This is a genomic window from Azospirillum himalayense (assembly GCF_042657465.1).
Lineage (GTDB): Bacteria > Pseudomonadota > Alphaproteobacteria > Azospirillales > Azospirillaceae > Azospirillum > Azospirillum himalayense.
This window is the reverse complement of record NZ_JBHSLC010000115.1, coordinates 79,412-101,739: the sequence shown is the minus strand read 5'-3', so window position 1 is coordinate 101,739 and position 22,328 is coordinate 79,412. Positions and strand designations below refer to the sequence as shown.

The window sequence follows — 22,328 nt, the reverse complement described above, 5'->3', positions numbered from 1 at the left end:
GTCCGAGCCCCGCATCGCCCCCTCGCTGGCTGCATTCTCCACGACCGTAGAGAATCACGACAGGCCGGCAGGCAACAGACCTTTTTCCGCGTCCTGCTAGGTCAGATGAAGGAGAGGAGGGGGATCGAACGCGGCGGCCGCCTCCCGAGCCCGCGTGTAGGAATGCGAGATAGTCTCGTCGAGCTTCGCCATCACATGCTCATGCCGGATTTTTGCGTTCACGCCGAAGAGGTCGAGGCGGTCGAGCAGATGGATGGCCAAGACGGTGCACAGGCCGGTGGCGACACCGACCGTGATTGCGGAAACATAGGGGGCAATGGGAGCAAGGAGCGCCGTCGCCTGCAGTTTTTTCTCAACGATCTCTTCGAGCAGTATCCCGCCACCAGTTACAACGCCGGCCATCATCAACTTCGACGCGGCATCAGCCGCTTCGGCGAGCGACATCCCCTCTGGAGGGAACGCCAGGGTCTTCAATGCGCGGTACAGCGACATGAAGCCCTCTCTCGTGATCCGCACCCAGCGAGCCGATGTCGTCACGAAAGCATTGATCACGACGGTGATCAGGTTGGACAGGAAACCGCTGATGAACCCGTCCCGGAAAGCGACCGCTGCGTGCTTCCATTTGGCCTGGACGCGGTCGGCAACGCGCATAAGACGAAGCTTGAGGGCGTCCAGGAACGTGTCGTCGACCTTCCCCTTGAACCCGTTGCGCCACACATCCTTCACTTCGGCGAAGGCAGCGCGAACGAATTCTTCCATGAGCACGCCAATGGCCTGCTGAAGAGCCATTTTGCCGCCCTCTGTGGCGCTGGTGACTGCTGTGTTTTTTATAAATTTCTTGCTCGTATAGTAAGCTTTGTTGATCTTTCCGTTGATTTCCTTTCGAGCAGCCGCGTCAGCAGCCCGGAGCTTCTCCTTATCAAGGCTTTGAAACTCTTGAAGCTGCCTCTTATGATCCGCAAGAATTCGCTGCTCATCAGGTGTCAGCGAGGGTTTAGCCTCGAGCGCGGCAATATCCTTTTGCAAGTTGGGAATCTTGACTTCTTCAACATACTTGATGAAATTTTCCGCTGTTCTATCCTGTTTCGACCTGTTAAGAGTACGGCTAGTTGGTTTCAGATTGGTCTCGCTGTTAGCGAGAGCAACTCCGTCGACTTCTGCGAGAACTCGGCCACGATCCTCATGAACCTCCTTGCCCGAGACGACGTGATCTTGATCCTTCTTATCGTCTCTGCGCAGTACTTTTCCTGTATATGCGTCAACAACGCCATCAGCCTTTTGCGCGGCTGAAGACTTGGCGTTGTTTTCAGTGTATCCTTTATTATGATGGTATTGATGAGAGACTTTGTCGTTGTATTCATTGCTTCTTGTGTGCTCGTTGTACTTTTCGCGCTCAGCATCCGTCGCATACACCTTGTTTCGAGCGTTGTGCACCGTGTCGACGTTGCCACCGTCCTTGTCATTGAACAGTGCTCTGGCGAGCCCGAGGGGCCGGATTATGGCTTGGAGGCATTCCTGTTGGCATGCGTCGACCAGGGCCCCGATTTTCTCTGAATCGAGCTTCCCATGGATCTCGGCGAGGAGCGCCTCGGCGTCCACGGCGACGAAGCTCTGGTTGACGTCACCGGGAAGAACGGCCGGAAGCCCGCAGGCGGAGACGGATTCAGCTTGGGTGAGCGGGGCAAGGTGGACGGAATGCTGAGGGGAAAGACCCGCGGCCGCCAAGATCGCCCGTTTCCTCCGGAAGCGTTCAACGGATTCGTTCATGCCGGGACTCCTTCTCCGAGCCGTGCCGCCTTGTAGGCTTTCCATTTGAGCAGAAAGTCGTGTTCGTATTCGTTGCTGTCGCCGTCCGCCTCACTGACGATGGCCAGAATGCCGTCAACGGTCGTCCAGTGTTTGACGCCCACGTGTTCCGCGTAGATCATGGCACCGTCGAAATCGGGCGGGATCAGCCGAAGGTCGTCCATCAGATCCTGGATGTCTTTGGGGAAATGGTCTTTCGACACCCCAACGATGAATTCCTTGATGCACTCCATCTCCGCAGTCGTCACGGTGCCGTCGCAGCCGGCCATCGCGAACCCGATTGCGGAAAGGTTCACGTAGAACTCATGAAGCGTCTTCTGGTCGGAAAGGAGGGCCGCTGCGCGTTCGATCTGCGCCTGCAGGTCCTGCATTTGGACCGCCGCTTCAGCGCCGGCCTTTTGCTGTCCGCTGGCAAAAGCCTCCTGTTGGGCCGATTCGGTTGTTGCTTGAGATATCGCCGCCCCGGCCCCCGCCCCAGCCACAGCGGCGGCGGTGGCGATTCCGCCGGCTCCGGCCAGCGACGCCAGCAGAGTGGCTCCTCCGAACACAGAGCCGCCGCCGGTGAAGGGCGCGGCCGCGACCGCGCCGACCCCAACGACCAATCCGGTCGCCGCGGCCAGTGGGTTGTTCTTCAAGGTGGTCCAGATGGTATCGGCCGTCTCCGTAACCGATGCCAGGATGCCGCTGTCTGATTCCTCCACTTTGGCCACCGCGGTATCTGCCGGTTGGGCCATTTTACCTGCCGTCGCCGTTACCGTTTCCTTCTTGCCGGACGCACTCTTGAAGGTGGCACGCATGAGTTCCGCGTATTCATCGCTCGTGCTCGACATGGGCTATCTCAATTGTTGGCATTGCGCGGGACGGACGTGAGAATTCTGGCCTGGCCGCCGAAGCTCGACACCCAGGCGTTAAGCTCTTTTTCGCTGGTGGTGGTGACGGACAGGATTATGCTGCCGTCCACCTGGTCCACGACGACCTGATCGTCGCTCCAGATCCGGTCTCGGACATAGTCGGCGGCCTCGGACTCCACGCGGACCGCGACGCGTCGCGGCTCGTGCCAGCCCAGGCCGAAGGTCCTGGCTTCTCCATCGGCGGCGTTGAAGCGGAAATACTCCCCGGTCGGCGTCACCTCCGCGATTCGATGGATCGAAAACGTCGTCGGACGCTCGGGGAGAACGGACCCCTCGGACATGCGGTAGCCCTGTGCGTACAGGGTTCCACTCATCGCCACCAAGCGCCCCGGTGCGTACCGGTAGACGCCCTCCGCCTGACGCCCGCGGGCGCGGTAGACGATGCGGCACACCTGACGCCGTTCGATTGCCTTTCGAAGGATAGTGATGGTCCGGAAGTGGGGCGAGTAGTCGATGAAACCCTTGCCGCGGAAGCCGATTGGCTGTCCTGCGATCGGCTGGCTCCCCTCCGCAAGGTGAAGGGCCAGCGCTGTGACGGTGCTGCTGATCCGGTCAACGACGCTTTCGGGGAGAAACTGCGCGGCGATATCCCGGCATGCGGCGAGGCAGTGGAGCTCCTCGAAGGTGAAGCCCAGGGACTTCTCCTCCGTCCTCGACCGCAGCCTGTAGAAGCGCCGGCGGCTCTCAAGACCGCTCTCGATGTAGGCGTCCTGGCCGAGGTTGCGTTCGATGATGGCGATCAGCCGGACGATGCTCTGGGCGGAACAAACGAGATCCCGCGCCAGATCGGTCTGGAAATGCTTCCTCCCATCAAGGGTCAAGCGCTGATACAGCGCCAGAAGCTTGTCACCGGGCAGGGCGTCGTTGTGCTTGCGAGGCATTTCAGGACCTGATGCCGCAATCCCGGCGGCGATGCGGCGTTTCACCGGTATTTGTTATAGCTTTCGCGAGCATACCGTTCAATCTCCGTTTGCCAAATCACAACTCACAATGTCCCAAACGGCGAAGTCAACCAGCGTCCGGCATCAATGAAGGCGCATCAGGCCGGCAGGTTCTTATCCTTCACGACGTGGTTGGCGGCGAACTTAGACATGCCGTAGAGGGCAAATCCAGCAATGACCGCCCATCCGACAAAGCGCACCATGGTCGATCTCCCTTCGTGCATCGGCTCCAACGGGATCCGCGGGGCCAACCTCTGACACGGGTCACGATACGGGATCGACCCCCCAGATTTTGACGAGCTTCGTTCGATTTTTCCTGGGGGGTCTGGTGCGTTTGCAGGGGTCATGGGGGTCGAGTGTCAGCACTCTGGATCATGTGACACGGGAGCGTTTCCCTGGGGCAGGCCCCATCAAGATTGCTTCGCGCACTAAAGGGCGGTCGTGCGTGGCCAAGGCGCCGATGAAGGCGGCGACAGGCTTGAGATGGGCTTCCATTTCACGAGCAACGTCGTCGCCTTGATCGTCCTGCACTGGTCCGTTGAAGGCGATGTTTCAGCGCTGGGTCTAGGCTGATGGCTAGGCAGCCGGGTCACAATGGTTGCGCGTGCTCCAAGCCACCGTCCCAGCTTCAGCCGGCTTTCAACAGCCGGTAACCTGTTCGCGCGCCGGCCTGTTCGGCTTTGCAAATGCCTAGTATGCTAGCATTGCATTGGCAGTTCTACTTCCGCCTGTGCGGGACGGTCCAGCATCGACAGCAGGGACATCGGATCGGTGCAGTCTGACGAATGTGCGCGAGAATGGCTCGGCGGACAGCGGGGAGCGTCGGCAGCGAGCATGAACTCCAGTTCAACCATAGGCTCTCGGCAAGAGGAACTGCCTAAGCCGCGAACGGAAAAGGCGACCCTTCCCAAAGCGGCTTTCAGCGCCGCCCTGGAGAGGGCTTCTGAGAATCAATAATTCTCTTCAGAGGCCAGAAACTTCTTCGCCCGATCGTAGAGCTTTGACATCGTTGGCGCCGTCTCCACCCACCGCTCGCCCTTCAGCTTGATGGCGCGCGGGATGATCCTCGGCTCCCCTTCTTCATTGAGGCCGTCGATGTCTTCGCAATAGCGCATCTCTACGGGAACGCCGTTGAACAAGATGCGCGTCCGCTTTATGTCCGCAGGCAGTTCGTAGACGTCACCCACCACGTCCAGGGCGATGCGGAGCGCGGTCTTGGTGCGGGCTTGTACCGACCGGGATGTTCCACCCGCTGCTTCCGCCAGAACCTTCTCGTGGATCACGATGTCCTCCACGATGGTCCACAGGCTGATACCGTCGTACCAAGGCAGGTCACAGCACGCCCGCTTGACCAGTTCCAGGTTCCGGCCCGCGGCGACGGCGAAATCCTCCCATGCTCGGCCGTCGATCGGCGAGTATTCCGGCGCCGCATCGTCCCGCGCCTCCCGCGCCCCGGCCACGGTCTTGACGTCCTGCGCCAGCCGGTCGCCCGCCTCGAACTGGCGCATGGTCAGCAGGTGGCGCTGCTGGAGGGTGCCAAGCGAGGTCAGCGCCCGGCCGCGGGTCACACCGGCCTTCATGGTCTGCTCGGCCACCACGTCACCACGGGCGGCGCGGATCTCGTTCGGGCTACGGGCGCCGATAATGGCGACCCGGGCTCGTTCGGCGGCTGCAGACGCGTCAACCTTCTGACGGGCGTGCTCGACCAGTTCCAGCGCCACGGCCTCGGTCGCGTCCGTCAGCAGCAGACCTCCAGCGACCTGCGAGACGCGGAAATGACGAACGGTCTCGCGCCCATCGATCGGGCCGCGGAACGTGTAGACGCCGGGCACATTCAGGTTCTTCGACAGCCGGTCCGGTGCGGCGCCCCAGAACGCTGGGACAGGTGGCGCGGACGGCGCGGCAGCCTGGGCGTCACGCACGCGGGCCTTGGTCTTCTTCTTGCTCATCGCGCGTTCCCCACGTCGGTGTCGTCTTGATCATTGGTGGTGGTTTCGTCAGGTCGCCGACGCACCGGACGGCCACCGTTCTGCGCCCAGAACTGCTCCAAGAGCCGTTCCGTGCTTTCGCTCATGGAGCGAGGGCCTGCCGCGCTGTCATCATGCTGCCGTCGGTTCTGATTGCCGGGCCGGCGGCGCACGTCTCCCCCGCGGGCGATCACCGTCAACCGCTCGAAGGTCTGCCGCAGACGGTCGCGTTCGGCGTCAAGCACTGGGGCAAGTTCGGCCCAGCCGGGGAACCATTTGAACTGGCGGGCAACGCGGCGGAGCATCTCCAGGTCTTGGAACATGGCCGTCGGATAGCCCTCCTCGACGATGTCCGTCACGGCGGTGGCCAGCTTCGTTTCCGCCGGCATGTCTCCTGCCATGCGCTTCGCGAGGTGGGCGACCCACCGCTTGGCGACATGCACAGGAACCGGAGCCGACCGATCGCGGAGCCAAGCCACAGCGGCGGCGGCTTCCTGCTGAGATTCCGGGGCAATGACCGCCGGCGGTTTCCAGTCCGAAGGGCGCATTACCCACACCCCATCGACCATCGCACCGTCCTGATGATCAGCCAGAGCCTCCCGCAAGGTCCTGCTCCACGATGGCCTCAAATCGGTTGGGAGGTGTGGCGCGGCGGCGGCCGGAATCAGTTCGTTGGACATCGGAAACCTCGGGGAGCGGACGGGAGCGGTCGGCGATGGCCCGTGCGATGGGGTCATCGAAGTAGTTCAGCGACCTGGGCGGCCCCTGCCCCTTCCTGCGCTCGCCCATGACCCGCGCGACCGTGCCAACGATCAGCTCTTCGTCGGCGCCCTGCTTGAGCCACGCCATGACGCGCCCGTAATCCCCGAACCAGTTCGGGTTGTCAGCCACGCCCATGATCGCGGCGACCGTCTCACCGATGCGGACATGTTCCGCTTTCGGCTTGGGGGGCGCTGGGTCCAGAGGCGCGTCGACATGGCCCGCCGGTTCGTCCAGACCATCGTCCTCGGCCTCCTCTCCATCCTCGTCCTGATCCAGCTCGTCCACCTCATCCGCCGACGGCACGGCGGCATCAGCCAGATCAACGGCATGATCGGGCTGCTGTTGAGCGCGAGCGCGGGAATCGGCATCCCGCTGGGCCAAGAACTCTTCGAAGGTCGGCAGATCCTGCTTCGGCAGGCCACGCTTTTCGGCCCGCTGGTTCGCTTTGCGGATGCTGGAGCACACGGTTTTCCACCGCTGCTCCAGCTTCTTTTTCCACGCGTGCAAGACTCCCTCAGCCACTATGCGGTGGTGAAGGCGACCGTCGGAACACAGAAACCACCCGTGCAGCGCCATCTCCCGCACCTCCAGCCACGTCCGCATATCGCGGCCAAGCTCAGCGAGGCGGCAGAGGTCGACGTCGTTCGCAGGCAGGGTCCCCGCCGGCACCTGATCCCACGACTTCAGCCAGAGCGTGACCCCCGCTCGCCATTCCTCGGCGGTGGCGTGGGCATGGAAGGTCGAGCTGAACAGCGCGTGCCGGAACAAGGGCGTGTGCGGGAAGTCCCGCAGGTCGACGTCCGACGGCACGAGAGGGTCAGGCTGCAAAGGCGTGCTCATGACCGCCTCTCAGGGGTTGGGGTCGAGGGGCTGGCTGGGCCGCCGTCAGCGATCAGCGAGCCTTGGCGGCTGTCGGCCGGCGCCTTGGGCAAGCCCATGCGGGCAATCTTCGTCCGCACCGCGGCGACGCTCCGCCCTACGGTCGGCGCCGTGACGGCTTCGACCTTGCCTGCGAGATGATCCCGCTCGGCGCGGCGCTTCTGGCCAGCTGTCCAGCGAGGGCACGGGAAGTAGCGGCGCCCCGGCATCACGCACTCTCCAGCGTGGCCAACCGCAAGCCCCGGACCTGCGCCCGCATCAGGGCTGCATCGTCAGGCAGCGGATGGAACCCACGCCGCGCGAAGGCGGCTGGATGGGCGGTGCGGACCAGCACGAAGTGATCAGGTGCGGCGCCGTGACGGATCTGCGTGAGCGCCGCATCGAGGAGGCGCCCACCTACGCCGTGCCCCTGGTGACGGGGCGACGCGCCCCAATAGGCGATCTCCCAGCCCAGCGCCGAGATGAAGGCAGAGCGGTAGGCCACCACGCCGACGATGTCGCCGTCGACCACCGCCACCAGTACGTTGGAGCCGTGCGGGCAGATGGCCGCGGTGGCGTCGTAGAGCATCCTGCGTAGGTGGGATTCGCCATAGCGCGGGGGCACTGTGCCGTCCGGCCGGCGGTGGCAGGACTGGAGGAGGTCGATCACCTCGGGCACGTCGTCACGGGTCAGAGCGCGGATGAAGATGTTGCGGGTCAGCGCGGTCATGGCTCACCTCACCAGCAGCGGCTGAATTAGGCCGTCGCGGTAGACTTGATCGAGCGGCACATCGCCTACGGGTTCGTCGCCGTCCCAACCCTGCGGCCACGTTTCGCCGGCGATCAGTTCGCGGATGCGCGCCTCTTCTTCCGCATTCAGGAAGTCGATCCGTGGACGGCCAAGCCGGTCAGCCGCCTCGTTGCACCGGCGCTGAATGTCCAGCACCCGCTCCAGACCCATCCGCCGGGCTTCGAGCGTCAAGGGACCGAGACGTTGCTTATTCTTCCCGCCGGTCGCATTGCCTTCGCTGTCGATGCCGGGCTTGCGCAGGCGGTGCTTCGCCTTCTTCAGCTCGCGGTACAGGGGCTTCAGCTCACGCAGCGGCGCGAGGTAGGCCCACTTCGGAGACTTAAGAACCGTCTCCAGCGCAAGGTCACGGCTGGCGAGAGCACAACCAGTGCAGCCGGTCCGGGCGTTGATTTCCTCCGCCTCGTCACCGCCATAGGCGTCCGCGACGTCGGCGGTTGCCCAGCCCAGCGCCGGGGCCTCGAACATGAGCCAGTCCCAGACTTGGCAGACGCGCCAGTGCAGGATGGGCGCGAGGGTGGCGATGCGGCCGCGCATGCCAGGGACATCAGGCAGCACCTCTTGATACCACCCCTGTCCGCACTCGGCGCCGTCCTTGCCGCAGCTCATCTTGATCCGAGCGTCGCGAACCGCGCTCTCACCTTCACGAACGCCAGTGATCATCAGGACGGTGCCGGGCACCTCGGCCAGCAGATCCTCCAACACCGCCTGCATCGGCTCCACCTTGATCTGGCGGGTGCACCAGCGGAACGAGTTCGACGGCGGCGGCACGCCGCGCCCGAGCATGTAGACCATCATGCGCAGGTCCATAGGCGCCAGGGCCGTTCGGACGGTCACACCGCGTGCCTCGAGCTGTCGCGTGATCTGCTGGCCCGCGATGGCCAGCGGCGGCAACTCCATCCTCGTGTCCGCGCCGAGAACCGTCAGGGACTTCGGCGCCGGGACGCGACCGGTGGCGATCAGGTGGTCGACAACCGTCAGCGTAGTCGTGCTGTCCTTCCCCCATGACCAGCCGATGGCCCAGTGATCATGCTGTGGACCGTAGGCGCACAGGCTCTGGGCCGTCAGTTCGATGGCCTCAGGAAGCGTCGTGCGCATGTCGTCCCAGAGGGTTGCTTGGGCGCGGGTCATGCGGCCACCTGCGTCTTGGAATGGATGATCGCCGGGCGAGCCCACTGCCGCTGGAAGCGCCGCCAATCCGGGCCGGGCGCGTGGCGCTCCTGCGACGGGTTTTCCGGTCGCCACAGCATCGCCATAGGGGTGTAGCCGACGCTCATGATGCGGTTGAGGCGGGCTTCGGCATCCGCGAAGGTGTCCTTCGGGTAGCCGATCAGCACGTAGCAGCGCAGGCGGTGGGACCGGGCCGTAAACCCAGCGGCCAACAGGCGTTCAGCTGCGGACGCCAGCGTCTCGAAATCGTCCTGCGGATCGTAGGCAAAGGAGCAGTTCGGGCGCGGCTTGAGGCTGGCCAGCAGGTCCACTTGATAGTCCTGGAGCGACAGCGCTTCGAGCCCGCCAGTGAACTCCACGCGGCGGCCCTGTCGACGAAGCATTTCGAAGACGGCTTCGACGTGGGGTCGCGCGCAGGCCAGCAGGTTGTCGTCCAGAATATTCCAGCCGTCCGCGAAGTTCGGAATCGGGGTCGACGTCGGATAGCGCTTCCAGACCGAGCAGAACCAGCACCGCCGCGGACAGCCGCGCGAGGTGAAGGTGTAGCCCGGCTTGATGTAGCGGCCCGGCGCGAAGTCGAGCGGATAGACCTGCCCAGACTTCTCATAGGCCGGACCGCCGACCTTGACGGAAGCGACGTGACGCCACTGTTCGGCCAATCGCTCCGCCGCCGGGATGTCCCAGGTGAAGGTGACCGAGATGTGCACCTCGTCAGCTTCGGCGAAGAAGTCAGGCGGACCGAAGTACGCCAACTCGTCGGCCGGGGTCGCCTTGGTGCGGTTGGGGAAGACGCGGATGAGCCTCACAACCCACCTCCCGCCAGCCGGCGCCGGGCTGAGGTGGTGAGGTCCACCGCGAGTGCCAGGGCGTCGAGCGGCTTCAGGTCGATCGCCTGCAGTTGTCCGTCCTCACCGACCAGAGCAAGCACCAGCGGCTTACCGGGAACATCGTAAATGACCGGGCGCGCCTCCGTCAGGCCAAGCGGCGGGTTTGCCACAGCCTCCGCCGCCAGCAGTGCCATATGCACGTTGGCGACCGCCTCATGGGTGGCGCCGCCGCGCATTGCGAGATGAACGACCTGATGACGGGCCTGCCGCAGATCGGCGATAAGGGTGAGGATGTCGCGGGGCATCACACCACCTCCAGCAAGCTGTCGGCCGGCGGAGTTGGGCGGCGCCGAGCCGCAGGCTTGGCCGAGGGCGTCGCCTTAGGCTTCGCCGGCGCGGCCTCCACCTTCATGAAGTCGAAGAGGGACGGCATGGACACCTCCCGCTCCATGGCCTGGAGGTACTTCACACCGTCGAGGAAATAGCCGGTGTGCAGTTCGGACGCCCTGCCCTGGCGCTTCAGCTTCAGCGCGCGGTAGGGCACCGTCATCAGCCCGCCGAAAGGGTCGAACACCTCGTCGCCGGGATTGCTGTAGCGCTCGATCAGCCGGTCCACGATGTCGAACTGGAGCGGGCAGACGTGCATCTCCAGCCCACGCTTGGACTGCTCACCGTTCAGCGTCAGCATGCGGTTCACGTCGTGCCAGATCGCATCCGACCAGCTGCCCGGCGCGAGGCTCATGAAGCTGCTGGGTAGGGCGCCGCGCGCCGCCAGGGCCTCGCCGATCCGGACGTGGGCCTCGAAGTCGTAGATGGTCTGCAGGCTCTGCTCGGTGAAAAGCTTCGCTAAGGCATCGGGACCGAGCTTGGAAAGTTCCTCGACGCTCAGCAGGCGGTCGCCGCTGGAACGCCAGAAAGCGTGCGCGTCGACCTGCCAACGGGCAAGGCTGTAGTCCTCTGGGGACTTGGGCACACGCACGTCGGCATAGCCCTTGGACCGGTCGCTCTGAGGCTTACGGAAGATCAGGACAAATTCGGGACAGCCCTGCCCCATCTTGGTCCCGTCCTTGCGCAGTTCCTTGTAGGTCAGGCGATTGGTCTGGTTGTTCTCCCGAACCACGTCGGTCAGAACGATGTGCATCCCCATGTACTCGAAGCCATAGCGCATGTAGTGGAAGATCGCCTCGGCGTGGAACGGCGACACGGTGGGGTAGCCCTTGCCCGTGACATTGCCGAAGACGATCCGGTCCTTGACGTGGATGCAGGCCAGCCGGCCCGGCTGCAGGACGCGCAGCAGCTCCGGGGTCAGATGATCCATCTGCTCCCAAAAATGGCGGTTGTCGTCCGTGTGGCCGAAGTCGTTGTAGCTGGCCGTGTATTCGTAGTGGTTGCTGAAGGGGACGGACGTCACGATCAGGCCGACGCTGTCGGTCGCCATGCGCCGGGCCTCGTCCACGCAGTCGTTGTTGGCGACAGTCCAGTCCTGGCCGGACACCTCCAGCCGTTCAACGCCGATGGAGCGCGTCAGCGCCTCGACCATGGACAGGCTGTTCAGCCCGTGCTTCTTGATGATCTCGCTCATCTGGTCCGCCAATTCGTTATGCTGGGTCCACTTCGCTTGCAGCGCGCGCAAGACTTCGCGCTCAGCTTCCGCATGGATCGCGTGGACGCTGACCGGGTGCGCCTGGAGAAAGCGGTAAACCCTGTGGATTGCTTGGATGAAGTCTTGGAATTTGAAGCCAATACCGGCGAAAATCATGGTGTGGCACTGCTGCATGTTCACGCCAGCGCCGTACATCATCGGCTTGCTCAAGAATACAGACGTCTTGCCTTCCTTCCATTCCTGTAGAAGGCGGTCACGCACGTCGATATTCTGGTTCCCGTAGAGCGAGGTGACCGAAATGCCTTCGGCTTTGAGGGCGCGCTCTATTGCTTCCTGCTCATCGTTCAGATCGCACCAGATGATGATCTGGTTAGGTAGATCGCCGCTTCCTTTAGGATCTGCGGATCGTCCTGAAGCAGGCCGATTGCCGTGTTGCACTTCCGACAGAGGAGCCCGCGTACACACCCCGTCGTGTGGGAATGATCCACATGAAGATTGCCTTCCGGAACCAATCGACAAATTGCGCACACGCCGCCCTGGGCGACCAGCATTGCTTGGTATGACGCCTCCGTCAGACCGTAGCTCCTCAGCTTCCTGGCCCTGGTGGACGCGCTCGCCCGCTCCTTGTTGCTCAGATACCAGTCCCTGCTGCGCTGCTTTAGTTTGTCCGAGTTCTTCTCGCGATTCCGTCTCTGCAATTCCTTCACGCGCTCGGGGTTCGCAGCCTTCCACGCCGCTGCCCTTTCCCGGTACGCATCCGGGTTGGCTTTGTAGTTGCGTTTCCCGTGCTCTTTCTGATCCGCCAGCAGTTTTTCCTTGTTCTTCTCGTAGTATGCCTTCATGTACGCTCGGCGATCCCGCGCGCTCATTGCGAATGATCTCCATTACTTTGAGAACGCGAGATGCAAGCGTGTCGCGCTTGACGCGCGCAGCGTCCTGGACGCCGATGGCCGCATCTTCGATCAGCAGCCCTTGGCCATCGCGCTCGAATGTGTAGGAAGCCGCCTCGGCCTTCACCTCGTGGTAGAAGACGTGCAGCTCGGGCAGGTCATAGCCGGCGTCGCTGAACCCCAGATCCGATGGCCGCTGAAGGAAGATCGCCCAGGAGTGCAGCCACGCCCAGAACTCCTGCTCCTTGTGCGGGAACAGGGTCAGGTCGTTGGCCTCCTCGCTGTTGCGCTGGAACCAGCGCGTCAGGGCCTGCCCGGTGTCCATGATGCCGAGGAAGCCGGCATAGTGGATCAGCTCCTTGTACCGGTTGGGCGACGGGGTGGCCGTCGCCACGAACCGGAACCGCACCCGGTCGAACAGGGTCAGGAAGGTCTGGTAGGTTTTCGAGCCGAAGCTGCGAAGAACACTCGCCTCGTCCAGGCTGGCAGCGGTGAACTCGTTCGGGTCGAGTTTGCCGTCCCGGACCGTCTCATAATTCGTGATGTAGAGGCCGTCGGCGCCCGCTTCCTCGATGGAGCGGATGAACCGGATGGAGATGGCCCGCTCCGGATGCCCGGCCTGCCACCGGCGCAGCGCGGTGCGCTGTTCGTCGGTGAAGGCGGAATCGTCCCCGGTGTTCAGCTTGTGCACGTCCTGCATGAACTCCAGCCGGACGCCTAGCGGGGCGACGACAAGCCCCCGCCCGCCGGCGCGCGCCAGGATCAGGCGCAGCACCTCCAGCTGCATGACCGACTTGCCCAGGCCGAACTTGGCGAAGATGGCCCGGCGGCCACCCTGGACAGCCCAGCGGACGATCGCGCGCTGGTGCGGCTTCAGCAGCGGGTTGATTTCGGAATCGTCCACGGTGAAGCCCATGGCGACGGCCGTCTTGATCTTCCGCTCCAGGAAGGAGCGGTAGGCGTCGGGGAGCATCATGCCCGCCTCCCGAGATAGCGCGCAGCGAGGCGCTGGAGTTTCGATGTGTCGGCGTCGGGGGCGATGGGGTCGCTGTGCGGGTCGTTGATGCCGTGGGCTTCAGCGGCCTTCAGGCCCAGCACTTCCATGATGACCGGATCGCTGCCCTCGTCCGCGACGAGGTAGAGCGCGGTCACCGGCTGGGTCTGGCCATCGCGGTCCAGTCGCCAAATGAGCTGTTGGTGCATGCCGGGCGACCAATCGAGCTCGCCCTTGACGATGGTGGAGAAGCGGCTTTGCAGCCCGTCCAGTCCGGCGCCGGAGCGCAGCGACATGATGAACAGATTCGTCTCGCCGCTGATGGCCGACTTGACCGCTCGGTTCTTCTGGGCAGCCGATTCCGTGCCGGTGTAGAGGACCGGGTTGAAGTCCTTCAGCTCCTCAAGCCAGATGTCGTAGACATCGCGGTGCCAGCCGACCAGCACGACCGGCTCTTCCGCCTCCAGCAGCATCCGAACGTACTGCGCCACTCCGCGCGCCTTGGCGACGCCGGTCGCATGCCGAACACGGGCGTCCAGTTCGCGGACGGCCCGGCCCCGCTCCTCGAAGGAGCCGGAGACGGAGGTCAGGGCGAGCTGGCGGGCGATATCCTCGACCGCGTTCAGGGCCTTCTGGTCCCAATCGACACGCTGCACGATCCGGCTGACAGGCGGCAACTGCTGGCCGATGTCGGCCTTCGTGCGCCGGAGGTAGAAGTGGTTTTCCCGCAGGTAGGTGCCGAGGGCCTTGGCGTCCTTCAGCCGGCCCTCGGAAGTCCATTCCCGGAAGAAGTCCTCCGCAGAGCCCAGCACCTCCGGATCGAGGAATCGGGCAACGGCATAGATCTCCCGACCCCAATTGTAGATGGGCGTGCCGGTCAGGCCGATCCGCCATTGGACATGCTCGGACAGCACCAGCGCCGCGCAGCCCTTGGCGCTCTCCACGCCGGTCCGCAGCTCCTGGATTTCGTCATAGACGACGGTCCGGAAAATCCCCTGCGCGAAGATGTCCGCCCAGCCGGAAAGTTGGCTGTAGCGGAACACGTAGACGTCCGCCGGCGGGAGGCTGTAGGGCTTGGTGCCGCGGATCGAGTGACACCGCAGCGTCGTGAACTGCCCCAGCTTCTCCAGCCATTGGGTTTGCAGGTGGACCTGCACCACCACCGCGGCGGGGAGCGTCATGCGCCGTACCAGGAAGCCGGCGGCGGTGTAGGTTTTGCCGAGACCTCCAACGTCCCCCAGCAGCAGCGCCTTACGCCGGTAGGCCACCTCGATCGCTTGGGCCTGATAGGGCCGGAGCGCGCTGCCCTCCCGCAGTCCGAGATAGGCGGGCGGCTGCCAGTCCGGCAAGAGGATGGTCTCCATGTCGGCGGTGGTGCGCTCGTGGCGCTGTCGGCCAGCCGTCAGGGCCGACCGGTCCTCAGCCGTGATGCGGAGCGGGTAGCGGGACAGGAACCAGTCGAGGTCGGCGCAGATGATCGGGGTGTTGGGGAGGCTGAACAGCTTCGTTTCCCACTTCGGAATGCGCGGGAACACCTGCTTCATGCGAATGGCGACGTGCGGCTCGACCTCGGTGACCTCCCAGGTCTTGGCGTCGGTCGCAAGCGTGATGCTGCCGAAGGTTCTCACAGCCAGGCACTCCCCAGGCTGATCGCTACCAGCGGCTTGCCGTTGATCGACGGTGGCAGCCCCATGGCGACGGAGGAGGCGAGAACCAACGCCTTCACTTCCTCATGCTCGGCGTAGCGGCAGAGCTGGCGGTGGATGTCCCGCTTGCCGCCGCGCAGCTTCACCTCGACGGCGACGCCGCCCACGGTGAAGTGGTCGAGGATGTCCCTCGCGCCGATCCGGCGTTCCCGGACATGCTCGATGCCGGCGGCGGTCAGGGCGTCGGAGATGGCCTCCTGGGTCTCCTTCTCATGGCCGAGCGGCAAACGGCGGCTGCGGATGGCAGCAACTACGGCGGAGAGGTGGGCGGAAAGGTCGGCCGTGGTCATGCGCGCCTCCGCTCGTTCTGTCGGTCACGCAGGCGCTGCGAGGCGTGGTAGATCCAGGAGTTGGCGAGCCCCTTCGCACGCGCGATGTGCCGAATGTCGATCTCGCTTGCGACGAAGCGCTCCAGTTCCTGCGTCGGGAGCTTTCTCAAGATGTGCTCCGACACGCCGGCCAGCACGGGCAGTGTCGACTGCTGCCAGTGGGGGAAGGCCATGCTGCAGCTCGGGCAAAACGGGCCGGGCTCAAAACGGCGACGGCACTTCGGGCACCGGATCGTGCGGTGGCGGATGGGGATTAGACCATCTTCCAGGGTCCAAAGCAGATCAGCGTCAGGCAGTCCGTGCAGGTTGGCGCCGCCAGCCATATCGATGATGCAGGATCGCGTCTTGCCGAAGTGGGTCCGGAGGACGCGGCCATCCTGTTGCTTCTTGAGCTGCGTCGACTTAGTCGGCCTCAGATTGATGGCGCCGGACACGACCGGAATATCGGTCCCTTCATTGACGAGTTGGCACGACATGAGGTGCTGGTAGTAGCCGGAAGCGAGCCCATCAATGGCGGAATCGCGGTCGGAGTCGGACATCTCCCCGTCAACGGCGATGGCGCGCCAACCGTAGGCCGCAGATATTGCTGCGGCGCGGCGCGCATGGGCGATGGAGACGCAGAAGACGATGGCCGGCTCGCCCGGCATGCGGGCGGCATAGGCGTTCATCGCCATCTTGGTAATCTTGTCGTTGTTCATGAGGCGGTCGAGTTCACCGACCGCGAAATCGCCACGGCTGATCGGAACGCCCGAGGTGTCCGGGCTCCAAGGCTCCCACACCTCAGCTGGGCACAGCCAACGGGGGGTGAGTTCCCCCACGGACGGACCGCGAACAGCCTCATTGAACAGAACGCCGAGCGGCTTTCCGTCACCCCGATACGGCGTGGCGGTGACACCAAGAATCAGGGCGTTCGTGAAATCCTCCAAGAGAGCCTGCCAGCCAGCGGCCACGGCATGATGGGCTTCGTCCACGACAACCAGCTTGATGGTGCGCAGCCAGCCAGCCAGCCGCTTCTTGCGGGCCTTGAGGGTGTCGATGGAGCAAACGTGGACGAGCGCGAGGGGGTCCGGATCATGGTCCTGATCAACCACCGAAGCCTGGATGCCTACGCGGGCCAGGGTGCGCACGGCTTGGTGCAGCAGTTCCCGGCGATGTACCAAGAAGACCGTCGGCCAGCCAAGGTTGACCACCTCGCGGATGACGCCGCGCACCACTGTGGCGGTCTTCCCTCCAGCTGTCGGGAGGGCATACAGAGTTCCCCGAACGCCGCGCTCCAGGCACGCCAGGATCTCGTCCGCGTTCTTCTGCTGGTAAGGGCGGAGCTTCATGCGCCCCTCCGTTGGCCGGGCCGGGGCTTGCGGTCGCGCGAGAACCAGTAGATCGGGTGCGTCACGGCGCCCGCCGGCACAGCGGCCTGACCGAGACGCTCCACCTCCAGCGCCCATACCTTGTGCTTGCGCGGCTGGCGCGCCTTCACCTCACGGCTGGTCAGCACCAGATAGGCGCGGCGGGACTTCGGCCCCTGCGGGACGATGTACGAGCCGGGCAGCGGCTGGACGTCGGAATGGTAGGTGATGCGGGGGAGCTTCATGCGGCACCTGCCAGCACCAGCGTCGCCTTGTAGACGGCGACCTCAACCCGCGGGCGGGCCGGATCGACGAACCCCTCTTCGTGCTTCAGCCGAATCTGGCGGTCGTTGACGATCAGCCGCTTCTCGACGCGGGCCTTGCGCTCCTCGCCCTTCCCGATCCAGGTCGTGCGGTTCTGCAGGGCGTCATAGACGAGGCTCCCGTCGAGATCGGGCCGGCGGCTCGCGTAGTAGATGCGCAGGGAAACGGCCACATCCCCGTCGTACGGCTCCTCCCACTTCGGGACATGCAGGCCGGCGGTCGATTCGAAGGCGAGCGCCTTGTCGCCCTTGCGCAGGGCAGCGCGCCCACCGAACTGGACGATCTCACGGCTGTTCCCCTTGGCTGCCGGCTCACCAGGGATGGTGAACCGGGCCAAGAGGTCGCCCCAGACCCATTTGTGTTGCGGGGCTGCCATCGGATCAGACCGCCGCGAACATGTTGCTGGAGATGGCCGGGTGGTTGAGCGGGGCCGACAGCAGCCTGCCCATCGCCAGCGTGGTGCAGGCGTTGACGAGTTCCGCACGCGACACGTCGGCCAGCCGGTCGGCGAAGTGGCTGTTCACCTGATTCGCCCAGGTTTCGCCGGACTTCGGACCGGAAGCGTCGACCAGCGGCTGGCGCTCCTTCTGGTCGAACACCACCCAATGGTTGGGCTCGATCTCCTGCACGCCGACGCGCCCCTGCTCGGGGTCCCAGGCTTCCGGCTCGGCCTCGCCGGTGGCCTCCACCGGCCCGGCTTCATCTTCGCCCTGCTGGTCCGTCTCCCCCGGCTCATCGGCAGGGTCAGCGCCGCCGTTCTCCGCGTCGGTCACGCCTTGGTCATCGAAGTTCGGCTCGATGGCGTTCGCCTCGCCCTGCCCTTCGGTGTCCGTGGCGGCCTCCGCCTCCTCGCTGGCGGTCCGCTCCTCCACCGGAGCCTTCGCCGCCGGGCGCTCGTGCTTCGGCTCGGCGCCGGCCTTCTGGTCGCGATAGCCGGCTTCGATCTTCGCCTTCGGCTCGCCGCGGCGGCCCTTGGTCAGCACCTCCAGCGGCGTGCCCGCGGCGGCGCCGTCGTAGCCGAAGAAGTAGGCCTCGATACGCTGCTGCTTCGCGCTGCCGGTGAACTTGACCTTCTCGGCAGCCGGGGCTGCGGGCGCCTGCTCCTCGGCGTCGGGGGCGAACTTGCCCTCGAACACCACGCCGAAGTTGCCCTCCGGATCGGCGAGGCAGGGGTGCACCACGTCACGGATCTGCGCCGGAGAGAGCATCTCGTCGGCGGCGGCCTGCGCGGAGTTGAGCGCATCGGCACAGCGGGCGACCAGCTCGGCGTCGGTATGGCGGAAAACGACGATGCCTCCCTCGTCCCGACACATCACCGCGTGATCGCCGATCCCCAGGCTCGCGCCAGCGAAGAAGCGCGACGCCCAGGCGGCACCGGCCACCCGGCCCCGCTCCCACAGCCCGTGTTCCGGCGTCTCAGCGTCGTGCGGGTTGGCGTCGGGGCCGTGGCCCTGCTTGCCGGCCGTCTTGCCGTTGTTGAAGGCGAAGCCTGCGCCCTCGGGCATGTCCTCCGCGGCGACGAGCGGCGGTGGGTCTTCCGAGACCGGCTCGTCGTCGGTCACCTGGGGCGGGACCTCAGCCGCCGGCGCATCGGACGATTTATCCTCGTCCTCATCGTCCATCTCGGGCGGCGGGGCCGGCGGTTCGACCTTGGCCAGATCGTCGCTGGCCTGCTGCAGGGCCTTCTTCACCGCCGGCTTGATGCTGGTGGTGAAGCCGAACAGGTCGAGCTTCACCACATCGCCCAGCAGGGCATGCATGGCGACGTGGAGCTTCTTGATGCGCTTCTGCCGCTGGGCATCATCGTCCAGGTGGCGGATGCCGTGGCAGAGTCGGAAAATATCGAAGTCGATGCCGGTGGCCTTGATCAGGCCCTTGGCTTCCTTGATCGGCGCACGGGCGGCTTCCAGGGCCTCTTGCGCGTCGACTAGATCGCTCGACGCTTGTCGGAGCTGATCGGCGACGTCTTCGTCCGCCATGTTGGTGGGGTTGTCCTTGGCCTTGCGTGCCATGGGTGGACTCCGGTTCAGAGGGTGGGGGAACGGAGGCGGGCTGCCTGCATGGCCCACGCCTCATCGACGACCTCAGCCGGCCAGAGGCCGTATTGACCGGGCAGCGCGCGCCCGACAGCGGTCGTCTCCTCGATGATCATCAGTTCGCCCTTCATGCAGGCGATGCGGCGAACGATGCGAACAGGTCGCCCCAGCAGAAGCACGACAGCGCCCAGCGGCGCCTGCACGGCGACCTGCTGGACGATGGCGGTTGGGGTGTTGGCGAAGGCGGTGCGGATCACGTCACCCGACCTTCATTCCGCCGCGCCCAAGGCCGGGCGCTGAGACGCGAATGTCTTCCAGGTAGGTGTCGGACTTGGTCCGCCCGTAGACGCGTGCATGGTGGTGAGCACACCAGGACGAGCCCGGCTGGTGCGGTTCGGCTTGGCAGTAGGACCAGCTCTTACCGGGCTGGCCGACCTCGTCGTCGATCCAGCGGCAGCCGTGCGGCTCCTTTGGGTCGAGTGCTTGCGGCTGGTGATCCTGCACAACGGTGGTCGACTTCGCACGGCGCCCGTGCGTGATGCGGCTCTTGTGGCCGCCGACGCCGGTGCCCTTTGTGATGCCCAGGCGCTGCGCACGGCCAGCCACCACATTGCGGGTGGTGCCCAGCGCTTCGGCGGCCTCTTCATAGGTCATGCCCTGGTCGATCAGCAGCGAGCGCAGCCGGTCCGGGTCGATCTCAGCGGCGAGGCCAGTCCTCAGCTTGCGCGCCGGCCGTTCAGCCTGACCGTCGCCTCCACAGCCGCATCCGACATCTCGCCCTGCGGCGGGATGCCCAGGAGGAAGTGCAGCCGATCCCGCAGAAACCCGTTCGCGGCGAACACGCGGGGTACGAGCGGGCTCGGCTGCGACAGCCGGTCCAGCGCCACGTCCGTCCGCGTCCTCGGGCTGAAGCTGTCCAGCGGTCGCGTCGGTGGGAAGGAGGGGCGACGCAGCAACGGCGGCTTCTTCGACATCGGCGCCCCTCCCCTTCCCGCTGATCAGGCAGCCCGAACGTGCTTCCGGAACGGGCTGAACTCGTCCCCGGCGTCGTCCTTCACCTTCATGCGCCCGCGCCCGGAGTCCGGGTCGCTCACCGTGCCCTTCAACACCTCCTCCGACAGCCCCTTCGGGCTGACGATCTGAAACGTGACGCGTTGCCCCTTCTTGAATTCCGGGGTCTCGGTCTTCGACATGCGTCTCTTCCTTCTGCTGGCTGGCCGGCTCGCGGCCATGGTCGCCCTGCGGCGGGATGCCCAGGGAATCGGTGGGGGTGGGGCGGCTCGATTGGCCTTGCAGATTCACCGGTTTGACCGCACCAACGGCCTCTCCGACCTCCCGCAGCGGCGGCACTTCATCGAGCCCTTTCCCGACTATGGAAAGAGGCTGCCCCGTCGCTTCTCCAGGCGCGGCTGCGGTTCCGGCATTTCGGCTGGTCTGGTCAGTTCCAGCCTTGGACGCCCCGGACGGCGCCGTCTGTGCCACGGCGAGAGCGCCGCGGATTTCCCACACCGTCGCGCCGTACCATTCGGCCAAGGTCTTGACCTTCACGCCCTTGTCGGCGTGGTGCCTGATCGTCGCGATGTCAGCGGGTGAGAAGATTTTCATCGGTCGCGCCCTTCGAGAAGAAGGAGGCGGGGCAGCGCTACAGCGCCGGCCCCGCCCAGGTCGCCCGCCCACAGGGAGGAAAAGGGCGGGAAGAGGATTGGCCTGATTACTCGGTGACCATGGCGGGCCGGCGTCCGCGCTTCAGCGGCGGGAATCCTGCTTCGGCAAAGCGCCGACTAATTTCGCTATCAGAAAGCCCAAAACGCTTTGCAATGGTCGCTTGTGTGGCTCGACCGCTGGAGACCTCCGCATACAAATCTGCGGTGTGAACAACCGTGTCGTTCGGGCCTACGAAGTAGGTGCGCCCACCGTTGTCGTCGGCGGGCTTTCGTCCGCCTCGCTTCTTCGGGCGGGCCTCAAGGGCCTGTTCGCTCATCGGGCTTACTCGCGCTGGGTTACCTCTGCTGCCGTCGAGTATCTTTTGTCTCGCAAAAGAGGTCAAGGGCGTTGAGATTTTGCCTCTCAGGCAAATTCCTATTTCCCGATATGCTGGAAAATGGCATGCTTTAGAAATTCGAAAGCCGCCCAAGGGACAAAACCAGTGCCTGCGAACGACGCCATCACCGACACCGCCGCCTTTAATAAGGAGTTCGGCTTGCGATTGGAGGCTGCCCGGCTAGCTCTGGGTCTTCCGCGGGCCGAGATGATAGCGATGCTGGGCTGCGGCGATTCGACCTACTCGCAATACACAAGGGGGCGCATCCAGATTCCCCCGAGCAGACTGCTACCCCTTGTAAAGCGTGGGGTTTCGTCGGATTGGCTCCTGTTCGGGATGGAAACCGCCCTTCCGGTCCACTTGGTTGCCCCTCTCAAGGCGTCCATCCCGCTGGCAGAGGAGAGCATCAATAATCCGGTCAGGGGACGCCGGAAAGACGCCTGACCATCAAGGCAACACCTGATTTCTATATCTGAGCGCCGCGCCGGACCCAATCCGGCGCGGCGTTTTTGCGTGCGCATTCACCGCGATCACAAACCCACCGCAAGCCACCACATCAACTTTTGTCACGCAAAAGAAAGTGGCTTGACAGTTTTGTCTCGCAAAAGAATACTCCCTCTCACAACCGACCGAACGGGGTAGCCCGGCGGCGGTCCTGATGAGGGAAACCGCATGTCCTCCACCGACCACTGCGCCGCCAGCCGCCTGACCCGTTGCATGGGCGCCGTCTCTCTGGTGATCGAGCCGCATCCCTACACCGCCGGCAAAATGTGGGTGTTCCTTGAGGACGGCTCCAGTCAGCGGAAATCGGCGAATCTCAAACTCACTCCCGATGTTGCCGCCGAGCTTCACTCGGAGGCCAGCAGCCAATTCTTCGGCACGCCGTCCGATGCCAACGATTGGCTTCTCGACAGGGCGACGGAACTCACTTGCCAGTCGTACAGCAGCCGCAGCGCCGCTTAGCGCGCCCTTCCCTCCCCTTCCCTTTTCACCCACCAGCACCACAGGA

25 protein-coding genes are annotated in these 22,328 nt (G+C 64.6%); 2 read left to right on the top strand and 23 right to left on the bottom strand.

Annotated elements, in window-relative coordinates; all coding sequences use genetic code 11:
• Window positions 1-96: 96 nt before the first annotated feature.
• From ACFPMG_RS31675 to ACFPMG_RS31570, 22 genes are all read right to left on the bottom strand, one after another.
• On the bottom strand, window positions 97-1,767 hold the full coding sequence (locus tag ACFPMG_RS31675; protein WP_376999701.1) for a hypothetical protein: 1,671 nt from the start codon (window positions 1,765-1,767) through the stop codon (window positions 97-99).
• Window positions 1,764-2,636 carry a hypothetical protein gene (locus tag ACFPMG_RS31670; protein ID WP_376999699.1) on the bottom strand — a complete coding sequence of 291 codons (873 nt, stop codon included), beginning with the start codon at window positions 2,634-2,636 and terminating at the stop codon, window positions 1,764-1,766. Before ACFPMG_RS31670 ends, ACFPMG_RS31675 begins: the two co-directional genes overlap by 4 nt.
• 8 nt (window positions 2,637-2,644) lie before the next feature.
• Window positions 2,645-3,643, bottom strand: coding sequence for a WYL domain-containing protein (locus tag ACFPMG_RS31665; protein WP_376999697.1), 999 nt, complete (start codon window positions 3,641-3,643; stop codon window positions 2,645-2,647).
• Window positions 3,644-4,608: 965 nt separating this feature from the next.
• Complete coding sequence (locus tag ACFPMG_RS31660) at window positions 4,609-5,607, bottom strand: hypothetical protein (RefSeq protein ID WP_376999695.1); 999 nt, start codon at window positions 5,605-5,607, stop codon at window positions 4,609-4,611.
• Window positions 5,604-6,194 carry a hypothetical protein gene (locus ACFPMG_RS31655; protein WP_376999693.1) on the bottom strand — a complete coding sequence of 197 codons (591 nt, stop codon included), beginning with the start codon at window positions 6,192-6,194 and terminating at the stop codon, window positions 5,604-5,606. The genes ACFPMG_RS31660 and ACFPMG_RS31655 overlap by 4 nt, the downstream gene beginning before the upstream one ends.
• A gap of 16 nt (window positions 6,195-6,210) precedes the next feature.
• Window positions 6,211-7,227 (bottom strand): DUF1376 domain-containing protein, encoded by a 1,017-nt coding sequence (locus ACFPMG_RS31650; protein WP_376999691.1) that lies wholly within the window; start codon window positions 7,225-7,227, stop codon window positions 6,211-6,213.
• Window positions 7,228-7,474: 247 nt separating this feature from the next.
• The gene (locus ACFPMG_RS31645; protein WP_376999689.1) at window positions 7,475-7,975 is read right to left on the bottom strand and encodes a GNAT family N-acetyltransferase; all 501 of its coding nucleotides are present in this window, start codon (window positions 7,973-7,975) and stop codon (window positions 7,475-7,477) included.
• Between the two features lie 3 nt (window positions 7,976-7,978).
• Complete coding sequence (locus ACFPMG_RS31640; RefSeq protein ID WP_376999687.1) at window positions 7,979-9,184, bottom strand: phosphoadenosine phosphosulfate reductase domain-containing protein; 1,206 nt, start codon at window positions 9,182-9,184, stop codon at window positions 7,979-7,981.
• The gene (locus tag ACFPMG_RS31635; RefSeq protein WP_376999685.1) at window positions 9,181-10,029 is read right to left on the bottom strand and encodes a radical SAM protein; all 849 of its coding nucleotides are present in this window, start codon (window positions 10,027-10,029) and stop codon (window positions 9,181-9,183) included. The genes ACFPMG_RS31640 and ACFPMG_RS31635 overlap by 4 nt, the downstream gene beginning before the upstream one ends.
• Entirely contained in the window at window positions 10,026-10,355 is a 330-nt protein-coding gene (locus ACFPMG_RS31630) for a hypothetical protein (RefSeq protein ID WP_376999683.1), read from the bottom strand. The genes ACFPMG_RS31635 and ACFPMG_RS31630 overlap by 4 nt, the downstream gene beginning before the upstream one ends.
• On the bottom strand, window positions 10,355-12,091 hold the full coding sequence (locus tag ACFPMG_RS31625) for a DNA methyltransferase (protein ID WP_376999707.1): 1,737 nt from the start codon (window positions 12,089-12,091) through the stop codon (window positions 10,355-10,357). Before ACFPMG_RS31625 ends, ACFPMG_RS31630 begins: the two co-directional genes overlap by 1 nt.
• Window positions 11,998-12,204, bottom strand: a complete 207-nt coding sequence (locus ACFPMG_RS31620) for an endonuclease VII domain-containing protein (protein WP_376999705.1) — start codon at window positions 12,202-12,204, stop codon at window positions 11,998-12,000. The genes ACFPMG_RS31625 and ACFPMG_RS31620 overlap by 94 nt, the downstream gene beginning before the upstream one ends.
• Window positions 12,205-13,515: 1,311 nt before the next feature.
• On the bottom strand, window positions 13,516-15,165 hold the full coding sequence (locus ACFPMG_RS31615) for an SNF2-related protein (protein WP_376999681.1): 1,650 nt from the start codon (window positions 15,163-15,165) through the stop codon (window positions 13,516-13,518).
• Window positions 15,162-15,533, bottom strand: a complete 372-nt coding sequence (locus ACFPMG_RS31610; protein ID WP_376999679.1) for a hypothetical protein — start codon at window positions 15,531-15,533, stop codon at window positions 15,162-15,164. Before ACFPMG_RS31610 ends, ACFPMG_RS31615 begins: the two co-directional genes overlap by 4 nt.
• Window positions 15,530-16,900, bottom strand: coding sequence for a DEAD/DEAH box helicase family protein (locus ACFPMG_RS31605; RefSeq protein ID WP_376999677.1), 1,371 nt, complete (start codon window positions 16,898-16,900; stop codon window positions 15,530-15,532). Before ACFPMG_RS31605 ends, ACFPMG_RS31610 begins: the two co-directional genes overlap by 4 nt.
• Window positions 16,897-17,163: a hypothetical protein gene (locus ACFPMG_RS31600; RefSeq protein ID WP_376999675.1), complete on the bottom strand. Its 267-nt coding sequence runs from the start codon at window positions 17,161-17,163 to the stop codon at window positions 16,897-16,899. Before ACFPMG_RS31600 ends, ACFPMG_RS31605 begins: the two co-directional genes overlap by 4 nt.
• Window positions 17,160-17,618: a RusA family crossover junction endodeoxyribonuclease gene (locus ACFPMG_RS31595; RefSeq protein WP_376999673.1), complete on the bottom strand. Its 459-nt coding sequence runs from the start codon at window positions 17,616-17,618 to the stop codon at window positions 17,160-17,162. The genes ACFPMG_RS31600 and ACFPMG_RS31595 overlap by 4 nt, the downstream gene beginning before the upstream one ends.
• Before the next feature lie 4 nt (window positions 17,619-17,622).
• Window positions 17,623-19,254, bottom strand: coding sequence for a hypothetical protein (locus ACFPMG_RS31590; RefSeq protein ID WP_376999671.1), 1,632 nt, complete (start codon window positions 19,252-19,254; stop codon window positions 17,623-17,625).
• 14 nt (window positions 19,255-19,268) lie between these two features.
• A complete protein-coding gene (locus tag ACFPMG_RS31585; protein ID WP_376999669.1) occupies window positions 19,269-19,535 on the bottom strand; it encodes a hypothetical protein in 267 nt (88 codons plus the stop codon).
• A 1-nt stretch (window position 19,536) separates the two neighbouring features.
• Complete coding sequence (locus tag ACFPMG_RS31580) at window positions 19,537-19,932, bottom strand: hypothetical protein (RefSeq protein WP_376999667.1); 396 nt, start codon at window positions 19,930-19,932, stop codon at window positions 19,537-19,539.
• Window positions 19,933-19,994: 62 nt separating this feature from the next.
• Complete coding sequence (locus tag ACFPMG_RS31575; protein WP_376999665.1) at window positions 19,995-20,252, bottom strand: hypothetical protein; 258 nt, start codon at window positions 20,250-20,252, stop codon at window positions 19,995-19,997.
• A 24-nt stretch (window positions 20,253-20,276) separates the two neighbouring features.
• Window positions 20,277-20,471 carry a hypothetical protein gene (locus ACFPMG_RS31570; RefSeq protein ID WP_376999663.1) on the bottom strand — a complete coding sequence of 65 codons (195 nt, stop codon included), beginning with the start codon at window positions 20,469-20,471 and terminating at the stop codon, window positions 20,277-20,279.
• Here ACFPMG_RS31570 and ACFPMG_RS31565 point away from each other — a divergent pair.
• Complete coding sequence (locus tag ACFPMG_RS31565; protein WP_376999661.1) at window positions 20,470-20,871, top strand: hypothetical protein; 402 nt, start codon at window positions 20,470-20,472, stop codon at window positions 20,869-20,871. The two genes, ACFPMG_RS31570 and ACFPMG_RS31565, sit on opposite strands and share 2 nt — an antisense overlap.
• Before the next feature lie 118 nt (window positions 20,872-20,989).
• On the opposite strand, the gene ACFPMG_RS31560 is transcribed toward ACFPMG_RS31565, so the two are convergent.
• Window positions 20,990-21,259: a hypothetical protein gene (locus tag ACFPMG_RS31560; protein WP_376999659.1), complete on the bottom strand. Its 270-nt coding sequence runs from the start codon at window positions 21,257-21,259 to the stop codon at window positions 20,990-20,992.
• Window positions 21,260-21,991: 732 nt separating this feature from the next.
• On the opposite strand from ACFPMG_RS31560, the gene ACFPMG_RS31550 reads away from it, so the two are divergent.
• Entirely contained in the window at window positions 21,992-22,282 is a 291-nt protein-coding gene (locus tag ACFPMG_RS31550) for a hypothetical protein (protein ID WP_376999655.1), read from the top strand.
• The last annotated feature ends 46 nt before the right edge of the window (window positions 22,283-22,328 follow it).